An 8,525-nucleotide genomic window follows, 5' to 3' on the forward strand; every position below is an offset into this window, starting at 1 on the left:
TCAAAGAACGATTTTCACTAATCTCTTTTGTTTTGAAGGACTTATGGCACGGCCCCACTACAATTCCAAAGTGTTTCATCTGCATTAGAAAAATGCACATGTTTTAATCTAATCTGGTTGGATTTTCTAAACGATTTTGGTGCCTGAAAAGTACTGTTCATAATTTGAATATCACTGGTGTACCAAATACCCGAACGGGCCATTTCTTCAAAAATGGTGTCATTAACCAACACTTTCTCACTATACCACAATGGATATTTCCACTTAAAAATGGCTTGTACTAGTTCAATATTAGTACTCTCTTTAAGGGGCGACTCACCGTCTCCAAACGTCGAATTTTCAATTCTTAAATCATGTGCTTTGAACAAAGCGCGTTCACCAGTTAATAATTGTTGTTTTACATCTTTCATAAATATCATCACTTTCAAAATTTGTTTTTTTGCTTCAAGTCGTCTAAACTTCTGGCCAACTCTGCATTTTGTTGTTTTAAATTTTCAATTTCAGATTGAGTATGGTCATGTTCAGCCTTACCTTCTTTTTTTCCCTGACCATGCATGCCTTTCATCATAAAAAGCATCATCAGCGGGCATAACAGAACCAGGGCATAATAGGCTAATGTCGAAATTAGTTGTAACATTTTATTTAACTCCTCGGTGTTTTAAGTTATCCAATTCTTGTTTCATTTTTGCATTCTCTAGTCTGAGATTTTCGTATGCGTCCTTACCTGAATCTTGGTTCGCATCACTATGGTCCATCTCGCATCCCATGGAACCAGATTCGCCATCAGTGTTTTTATGACCACGCATCATCCCCAAGTGCATTACACCCATTAGAACGAGCGCTATTATTACGCCATAACTTTGAATAAATTGAATCATTTAAATCGCTCCTCACTATAAGATTAATTTTCATGCAATGCTGCCCCATTGTATAAATCGATTTTTCTCACGCCAAAACGTCGATAAAGAATGAAGATCAGGCCCGTTATGAACAGTCCTAAAGAAAGTAGTTGCGAGATTCGAACTGATCCGACCATCAAGCTGTCGGTCCGCATTCCTTCAATTACGAAGCGTAATAATCCATACCAGACTAAGTAGAACCCGAAAATTTCTCCTCGCAGAAGACCTTTAATGCGGTGCCTGAGTAGTATCACAATAATGAAGCCTAATAAAGTTCCCATACTTTCAAAAAGGAAGGTTGGTTGTCGATAAGACCCAGATATAAACATTTGTTTCCGGAACACTTCTGGCAACCAGTTCAAATTAGTTGTTATTGCACCGTAAGCTTCTTGATTAACGAAGTTTCCCCATCTACCAATAGATTGGCCTAGTAAAACTCCCGGGATAGCAACATCCAATAAATCTAAAGGGTTGATCTTTTTTCTGTAACTAAAGATTAAAAGCACAATCGTTCCGGCAATTAAGCCACCATAAATCGCACCGCCGCCTTCCCAAAGCGCAATTATTTCATTTGGATGTTGCTTGTAATACCCCCATTCAAAAAGAACGTAGTAGGTTCGCACACCAATCAAACTAAATGGCACTGCCCATATCATAAAATCAGTTATATCATCAGTAGTTAGATGTCTTCGTGGCGCCTCTTTAGAAGCTAACCAGATTCCAATCAGCATCCCCGCTACGATGATAAGGGCATACCAGCGAATTCTCAGCGGCCCTAGCCTTAACGCCACTGTATCAATACTTGATAGAGCCAAATCCATAACACCTCTCCATTCTTAGTAAATCCATTGTAAAAAAACAATGTGCAGAACTTGTGCAGATTTAAAATTTAATCTACACCGTTCTGCACATTTATAATTAGTCATAGGGCAGCTCAATTGTAAAAGTCGTGCCTCCATGTTGCTTACTTTTAACCGAGATATTTCCATCATGGAGCTTAATAATATCCTGAACGATCGTTAAACCTAGCCCAACTCCACCAGTCTTTCTAGTCCGTGATTTATCAACGCGATAAAAATGTTCAAATATATATGGTAAGTCGGCTGCATCGATGCCCTCACCCTCGTCAGAAATTTGAATGCTAAAAGATTTTGGAGATTGTTCGATATCAATACTGATGGTTGAGTTATCAGGCGAATATTTATAAGCATTAATAACTAGGTTGATTAATACTTGTTGCATTCTAGCATAATCCAATTTTGCTTCAAATTGTTGTGAACCGATAATATTCAAATGAATGTTTTTTTGATTCAAGATTCCCGCTACTTTTTTCATTAAGTCGTCCATTAAATTGGCGATAAGGACCGAAGATTTTTTTATTGAAAAATTATGTGCTTCAAATTGAACTAACGTCATCATGTCGTCCATCAAATGAGTCAACCGTGCACTTTCATCACGAATAATACTCAGGTATTTTACCCGTTCACCTTCTGATACTGATTCCCGACTGGCGATGTCCGTATAGCCTTTTATAAAGGTTAACGGCGTTCTCAATTCATGGGTAACGGCCGCAAAAAACTCATTCCGTTCCTTTTTCGTGTGTCGGAGTTTATTAGCCATGTCTTCGATTGAATTAGCTAAGTCCCCCAATTCATCCTGACTATCTATCGATAATGCTACGGACAAGTTTCCCTGGGCAATCTTTTTCGTTTCAGACGTTATTGCTCTGATGGGTAAGGTTAAATTTTTTGCGATAGATGCGGTTGCAAAAATAGTTATCAAAAACGTTAATATAACCAAAACTATGAACACGCTAGAAAAATCAAAGACCATTTTCTGAATCTGCTTAGTAGATAAGAACATATAAACATTACCAAGCAATTTGCCCTTTTTGATGATCGGTGATTTTGATACGAGATAACTTTTTTTCATCCAGTCAGAGTGTAAAACCTCAGATTTACCCTGACTAGCACTCGTGAATTTTGCAAGATGCTTTTTCATTTTAGAATTCACCACTTGTGAAGCCATCAAAGTTTGACCATCTGGACTTTGGACAATAATTGCCATATCAGTATCCCCTTTTTCAGTCAAAACAACATGTTTTATTGTTTGAGCAGTGAAATCGTTGGTCAAAACATGGGCATGGTTCTCCCCACGCTTGACTAAACTACTGGCCTGTTCATTGATCCAAGTGTTAACAACTAAAAGAAATAAGCTTATAAATATTCCCATTTCAATAGCAATCGCCATCAATAAAAATGACAGTCCTATTTTGACCGAAATCTTATGGCTAACCCTTTGTTTCATAATATTAATAGCTGCTTTTATCCTAACCATTTGTAACCAACTCCATATACGGTAATCAGCATCGAATCCACAGCAAAACCATTGTTTCTTAACTTTTCTCGTAAATTTCGGATATGTGAGTCGACGGTTCTATCATCAACCTCAGCGTTGTATCCCCAAATACGCTCAATTAAATGATTGCGACTAAAAATGTCATTTTTATTGTTCAAAAACAGCGTTAAAATATTGAATTCAATTGGCGTAATTTCGAGTTCTGCCCGATCGATACGCAGTTGATGAGTCCGCTGATCTAATGTTAAATTATTTGATTTTATTATGTCCACCTTCTCAGTACGCCGAACTAGTGCTTCAATTCTTGCCATTAACACATGCTCATCAAACGGTTTAGTAATATAATCATCAGCACCATTTTTCAAGCCAAAGATCATATCGTTATTTTGATTTAGGGCGGTCAACATAATGATTGGTGTATTATCAAATTCCCTGATTTTTTTACAAACTTCCCAGCCATCCATAACGGGCATCATGACATCTAATAGAACTAGATCAAACTTTTCATGTCTCAATCGCTCAATTGCTTTTACACCATCATTTGCCTTTTCGCAATGATAGCTATCACCCTCCAGATATAGCTGTAATAGATCTAACATTCGCGGTTCATCATCTATCAGTAATATATTTTTCACGCTTTCCCCCTGCTTTTCGTCTAAATAAAAAAGGCTCGCCGATCACGGCGGACCTCTCTTTGAAAATGACTTGTGTTATTTTTCCACTACCGTATAAAGACGGACATCATAACCTGCATTAGCTACCGCATCGCTTATTTCAGCTATCTGTAACTTATGTTTATCAAATTCAATGACGACTTCATCTTTTTCCAAGGTTACATTGGCATACTGCACGCCATTAGTTGCTTCGAGCGCATCCTCCACAATATGCTGACAATGTTCACAATGCATGTCATCAATTTTGGCAATTACTTTTTCCATGGGATCGCGATCCTCCTTAATTTGACGCTAGCTTATTTTCTTTTGGTAACCTGACATAATTAAGTAACAGCGAACTGATAACAACCGTAATGGAACTAAGCGCCATCGCGAGACCGGCTAGTTCCGGTGAAAGGATAAACCCGAGCGCATAGAAAATACCAGCAGCAATTGGAATCCCAACCACGTTATAAATAAAGGCCCAGAATAAGTTCAACAAGATGCGGCTATACGTTTTACGCGCCATAACCAGCGCAGTGACCACGTCCATTAAATCATTTTTTACGAGAACAATATCACCAGATTCAATTGCGATATCACTACCCGAACCCATGGCAATCCCAACGGTTGCAGTTGATAACGCCGGCGCGTCATTAATACCATCACCCACAAAAGCAACCGGCGCTTTTTCTTCTAACTCCTTAATATGTTGCGCTTTATCTCCAGGCATAACATCGGCAATAACTTCATCAATGCCAATTTCCTCAGCAATCGCCGTTGCCACCAGTTTGTTATCACCCGTTAACATAACTGTCCGAAAACCGGCTTTCTGCATTGCCTTGATTGCGGCCTTCGAAGTTGGTTTAGGTGCATCTTGAATCCCAATTAAAGCAATAATTTGCCCATCGTAGCCTACCAAGACCACCGTTTTTGCTTGCGCTTGAAGTTTGGTCATTTTATTTTTCAGATCAGTTGTCATATTAAAATCATCTGCTAATTTGTCATTGCCGATAAAGGCTTGCTTTCCATCAATAACGGCCTGGACGCCTTTACCACTGATAGCTTCAAAGTTTTCAGCTTGTAAGGGCACGACACTTTTGGCTTTTGCTTCATTTAAAACGGCTAAGGCTAGTGGATGTTCTGAAGCACCTTCAAGCCCGGAAGCAATGCTAAGAATCTCGGCTTCTTCAAATTTACCAGTTGAAACGATATCCGTTACTTGTGGTTTACCAACAGTAACGGTCCCAGTTTTATCCATAACAACCGTTTTAATCGTGTGAGTAGCCTCTAAGACTTCACCATTTTTAATTAGAATACCAAGCTTGGCGGAACGTCCCGTCCCAACCATCAATGCAGTCGGAGTAGCAATCCCCAGAGCACATGGACAAGCAATAATCATAACTGACACGGCGAAGATCAAGGCGGTAACCGGAGTAGCCCCTAAAAATGCATACCAAACAACGTACGTCAAAATAGCAATCATCAAAACAATCGGAACAAAAATGTTTGAAATGGTATCAACGGTCTTTTGAATTGGTGCCCGCGAGTTCTGTGCTTGACGAACCATTTCAGCAATATTCGACAACATTGTTTCAGAACCAACTTTGGTTACTTTAAAAGTAAATGATCCCGTATTATTGAGGGTTGCACCGATAACCGCGTCACCAGGTCCCTTTTCGACGGGCATTGATTCTCCCGTAACCATTGATTCATCAAGTGTAGATTGCCCTTCAACAATCTCACCATCAACAGCCACTTTTTCACCCGGCTTAACACGAACAACATCACCTTCGACAACCTGATCAATGGGCAGTTTTACAAATTCGCCATCGCGAAGGACTTCCGCTTCTTTGGCTTGCAGATCCATCAGCTTATCAACCGCCGATGAAGCTGACGACTTCATTTTTTCTTCAAAAACGGAGCCTAATAGTATTAAAGTAATCACAACCGCCACAGCTTCAAAATACGTACCAGCGGGTCTAGTAAACATGGCATAAATACTATAAATGTACGCAATCGTAGTACCTAATCCAACTAGGGTATCCATGTTGGCGTGATGGTTTTTAAATGAAACGATGGCAGTATGCAAAAATGGCAAGCCCGCAAACCAATAAACTAATGAACCAAACGCGAACAAAATCCACACACCATATTTTTCTCCGCCCAACATGGAGCCGCCAAAGCTCATAAACATATTTATGAGTAACGGTACTGAGCCAATCACACCAATGATGAATCTTTTCATAACTGACATAAGGTTTCCTCCTCAAATATCGAGCGTTATTATTTAACGCGATAGTTGCCCTTAACCATGTTCATACCACACGTCCATTCATAATTTCCTTTTTGAGGTGTAAACCTAACCGTTACCTGCTGATTGAGTGGTAGATCATATAATTCGCCGTTGAACTTGACTTGTTGCGTGCAGCCCTTATCAGCGACTCTCGTAAACGTAACCTCCGCTGGCTTACCAGCTTTTAATTTGAAATTATTTGGCGAATAGCCGCCATCAACCGTGATATTGATTTTATTATTATTTAATCCAAGCATAAACCTAGCTCCTTTGTTATTTGATAACGATCTTGCCATGAAACATGTGCATTCCACATGAATACTCGAACTCACCCGCTTTAGATGTGTCGATTGGAATCGCTACGTCTTGATTCATTGGCAACTCGGCGTCCACTCCGAAGTCTGGAAAAACGACTTTCTCAAGACAGGTCGTTGAATCTTTCCGATTAAAGACTAATTTTACAGGGGTATCTTTTTTTATTTTTAAAACAGCTGGATTAAAGCCGCCGTTGACGACCACTTTAGCTGTTTGACCATCTTTCGTTGTAACTGCAGTTGCTTGACTCTCACTATGTTTGCCAAAAAACCACCAACCAATAAAAACGATCAATATTACTCCAACTACTACTGTAAGTATTTGTGCCATATCATTTCCTCCTCTTAGGTAATAACGGTTATGTTTCTTTTCAATAATTTAAGATTACATCTGTAAACGTAGAAAGTCAACACTAAAATTTACATTTGTAAACATAAATTGAAAATTTTTTGAGAAATAAAAGGTATTTTACGCTCTCCTAATGCCCTTTGTGTCTCATACTAGTTTGTCAGAGGACAGCATTGCCCAAATTATCATTATTATCATCAGTTTATTTTCGGCAGGTATCCTAACTCGAAAGTTATTTGGCCCCATCACCTTCAACCAAGATAACTAAAGCTTTGAGGTCATTAAGTCGCGGTTAAATCGTTACTTCTTAATTACCAGCAAAAGCAAACTGTTAATGAGCAAATGAAATTTTAAATTCCCTGGCTAAAGCTTGCCGGAGTCGCCCTTAATGACTTTTGAATCGTTCCGGTCGTTGAACCCCATACTTTTTCCGGTAGCGAATAAAGGTGGTCCGTTTAATGCCGGTCGTTCTGGCGATGTCTGCGTCACTCATACCGGTTTGGTAGAGTTGAAAGGCATGCTGCAGGCGGGGATCGTCTTGGGTATATTGGGGTCTGCGACCATGATACTTGCCCTGTTGTTTGGCTAGCGCAATGCCTTGTTGCTGCCGATCAATAATCCGCTTCCGTTCACTTTCGGCTTGATACTTATAGAGTTCAATAATCAGGTTGGTCATCAGTTGCCGTAAGTTGGGATCCGCTATTCCGGTCATGGAGGGTAAGTTTAAGACGTCTAAGGTAGCACCCTTGGCTTGGATGGTGTTCATAATCTTAGTTAGGTCTTGATTATTCCGTCCCAAGCGATCTAATTCCGTGACCAGGACAATGTCCCCATCGCGAATATAGGTCAACAGCTTTTGCAGAGCCGGCCGCTGAGTATTCGCCCCACTTAGTTTATCCGTAAATAATTTATCAACGTCTTTTAAAGCCGCTAACTGTCGATCTAAATGTTGCTCCTTGGAACTCACACGCGCATAACCGATTTTAGCCATTTCCAATTCTCCTTTTGGACAGTTCTAATGAACACTTGTAATTCCTAGTATAGCACAAAAATAAAAAAGACCAATAGGGCATACCCTAGTGGCCTTTTTGCTTATTAATATTTACAGTTCATACTTTTTTCCAAAACATACCAAATAATGGCGTTCACACCGACTTTGTTTTTGAGAATTTGATCATCTGAAAGCAATTTATCGTATCTTATTTTTAGAGCATCTTTATTGGATGTAAGCTGATTCCTGAGACAACTTTTAAGAGAGGGTATAATGAATAAATCGTCTCTCAAAAGGAAGGAATTTTTACATGCCAACTCGTTACGACAAAGAATTCAAACAAAACATTATCAACCTATATAAGCAAGGCAAATCAGCTGCCCAACTGGCCAGAGAATATGGCATTGGCTATTCAACAGTTCACTGGGCTACCAGACCCCCTTACAAGTTGAAATTGCAACACTTACAAGCCAAATGGCCGCCTGATTTAATGCTTTCCAGGGTTCAAATAAGTTATTAATCACGATTAATGATTTATTTGAGCTGTGGAAGGTAAACGCGGTTCTGAATGTCTCTTAAAACCTGTCTCAAATATTGACTTCAATCCAAAGTGATACTAGCCCACTAAACTCAGTGCCACGGTCCACAGTAAAGCTGTGCACCGG

12 protein-coding genes are annotated in these 8,525 nt (G+C 39.5%); 1 reads left to right on the top strand and 11 read right to left on the bottom strand.

The genetic code is table 11. The annotated features are described in order from the left end of the window. Positions 1 to 41 precede the first annotated feature (41 nt). The 11 genes from FD20_RS11575 to FD20_RS11625 form a co-directional block, all read right to left on the bottom strand. Positions 42 to 410, bottom strand: a complete 369-nt coding sequence (locus tag FD20_RS11575) for a DUF3737 family protein (RefSeq protein WP_057738717.1) — start codon at positions 408 to 410, stop codon at positions 42 to 44. A gap of 14 nt (positions 411 to 424) precedes the next feature. Further along, on the bottom strand, positions 425 to 637 hold the full coding sequence (locus FD20_RS11580) for a DUF2933 domain-containing protein (RefSeq protein ID WP_039098575.1): 213 nt from the start codon (positions 635 to 637) through the stop codon (positions 425 to 427). 1 nt (position 638) lies between these two features. After that, a complete protein-coding gene (locus FD20_RS11585; RefSeq protein WP_033615025.1) occupies positions 639 to 878 on the bottom strand; it encodes a hypothetical protein in 240 nt (79 codons plus the stop codon). 23 nt (positions 879 to 901) lie between these two features. Continuing rightward, complete coding sequence (gene lgt / locus FD20_RS11590; RefSeq protein WP_033615027.1) at positions 902 to 1,720, bottom strand: prolipoprotein diacylglyceryl transferase; 819 nt, start codon at positions 1,718 to 1,720, stop codon at positions 902 to 904. A 97-nt stretch (positions 1,721 to 1,817) separates the two neighbouring features. Beyond that, on the bottom strand, positions 1,818 to 3,236 hold the full coding sequence (locus FD20_RS11595) for a sensor histidine kinase (protein WP_056950624.1): 1,419 nt from the start codon (positions 3,234 to 3,236) through the stop codon (positions 1,818 to 1,820). Then, complete coding sequence (locus tag FD20_RS11600; RefSeq protein ID WP_039098576.1) at positions 3,224 to 3,892, bottom strand: response regulator transcription factor; 669 nt, start codon at positions 3,890 to 3,892, stop codon at positions 3,224 to 3,226. Before FD20_RS11600 ends, FD20_RS11595 begins: the two co-directional genes overlap by 13 nt. A gap of 75 nt (positions 3,893 to 3,967) precedes the next feature. Further along, positions 3,968 to 4,195 carry a heavy-metal-associated domain-containing protein gene (locus tag FD20_RS11605; protein WP_033615028.1) on the bottom strand — a complete coding sequence of 76 codons (228 nt, stop codon included), beginning with the start codon at positions 4,193 to 4,195 and terminating at the stop codon, positions 3,968 to 3,970. A gap of 16 nt (positions 4,196 to 4,211) precedes the next feature. Then, a complete protein-coding gene (locus FD20_RS11610; protein WP_057738719.1) occupies positions 4,212 to 6,167 on the bottom strand; it encodes a copper-translocating P-type ATPase in 1,956 nt (651 codons plus the stop codon). 29 nt (positions 6,168 to 6,196) lie between these two features. Then, positions 6,197 to 6,463 carry a cupredoxin domain-containing protein gene (locus tag FD20_RS11615; protein WP_032811340.1) on the bottom strand — a complete coding sequence of 89 codons (267 nt, stop codon included), beginning with the start codon at positions 6,461 to 6,463 and terminating at the stop codon, positions 6,197 to 6,199. Between the two features lie 16 nt (positions 6,464 to 6,479). Continuing rightward, positions 6,480 to 6,851: a cupredoxin domain-containing protein gene (locus tag FD20_RS11620; protein ID WP_032811339.1), complete on the bottom strand. Its 372-nt coding sequence runs from the start codon at positions 6,849 to 6,851 to the stop codon at positions 6,480 to 6,482. Between the two features lie 403 nt (positions 6,852 to 7,254). Further along, on the bottom strand, positions 7,255 to 7,860 hold the full coding sequence (locus tag FD20_RS11625) for a recombinase family protein (RefSeq protein WP_033615032.1): 606 nt from the start codon (positions 7,858 to 7,860) through the stop codon (positions 7,255 to 7,257). A gap of 310 nt (positions 7,861 to 8,170) precedes the next feature. On the opposite strand from FD20_RS11625, the gene FD20_RS14130 reads away from it, so the two are divergent. After that, positions 8,171 to 8,380: a transposase gene (locus FD20_RS14130; protein WP_231458479.1), complete on the top strand. Its 210-nt coding sequence runs from the start codon at positions 8,171 to 8,173 to the stop codon at positions 8,378 to 8,380. The last annotated feature ends 145 nt before the right edge of the window (positions 8,381 to 8,525 follow it).

The sequence above is a fragment of the Liquorilactobacillus uvarum DSM 19971 genome (genome assembly GCF_001434935.1).
Classification (GTDB): Bacteria; Bacillota; Bacilli; order Lactobacillales; family Lactobacillaceae; genus Liquorilactobacillus; species Liquorilactobacillus uvarum.

Bases quoted from the DNA above. Each gene is read 5' to 3' on its own strand.
- FD20_RS11575 (WP_057738717.1), bottom strand. From the start codon at position 410: ATGAAAGATGTAAAACAACAATTATTAACTGGTGAACGCGCTTTGTTC.
- FD20_RS11580 (WP_039098575.1), bottom strand. From the start codon at position 637: ATGTTACAACTAATTTCGACATTAGCCTATTATGCCCTGGTTCTGTTA.
- FD20_RS11585 (WP_033615025.1), bottom strand. From the start codon at position 878: ATGATTCAATTTATTCAAAGTTATGGCGTAATAATAGCGCTCGTTCTA.
- lgt (WP_033615027.1), bottom strand. From the start codon at position 1,720: ATGGATTTGGCTCTATCAAGTATTGATACAGTGGCGTTAAGGCTAGGG.
- FD20_RS11595 (WP_056950624.1), bottom strand. From the start codon at position 3,236: ATGGTTAGGATAAAAGCAGCTATTAATATTATGAAACAAAGGGTTAGC.
- FD20_RS11605 (WP_033615028.1), bottom strand. From the start codon at position 4,195: ATGGAAAAAGTAATTGCCAAAATTGATGACATGCATTGTGAACATTGT.
- FD20_RS11610 (WP_057738719.1), bottom strand. From the start codon at position 6,167: ATGTCAGTTATGAAAAGATTCATCATTGGTGTGATTGGCTCAGTACCG.
- FD20_RS11615 (WP_032811340.1), bottom strand. From the start codon at position 6,463: ATGCTTGGATTAAATAATAATAAAATCAATATCACGGTTGATGGCGGC.
- FD20_RS11620 (WP_032811339.1), bottom strand. From the start codon at position 6,851: ATGGCACAAATACTTACAGTAGTAGTTGGAGTAATATTGATCGTTTTT.
- FD20_RS11625 (WP_033615032.1), bottom strand. From the start codon at position 7,860: ATGGCTAAAATCGGTTATGCGCGTGTGAGTTCCAAGGAGCAACATTTA.
- FD20_RS14130 (WP_231458479.1), top strand. From the start codon at position 8,171: ATGCCAACTCGTTACGACAAAGAATTCAAACAAAACATTATCAACCTA.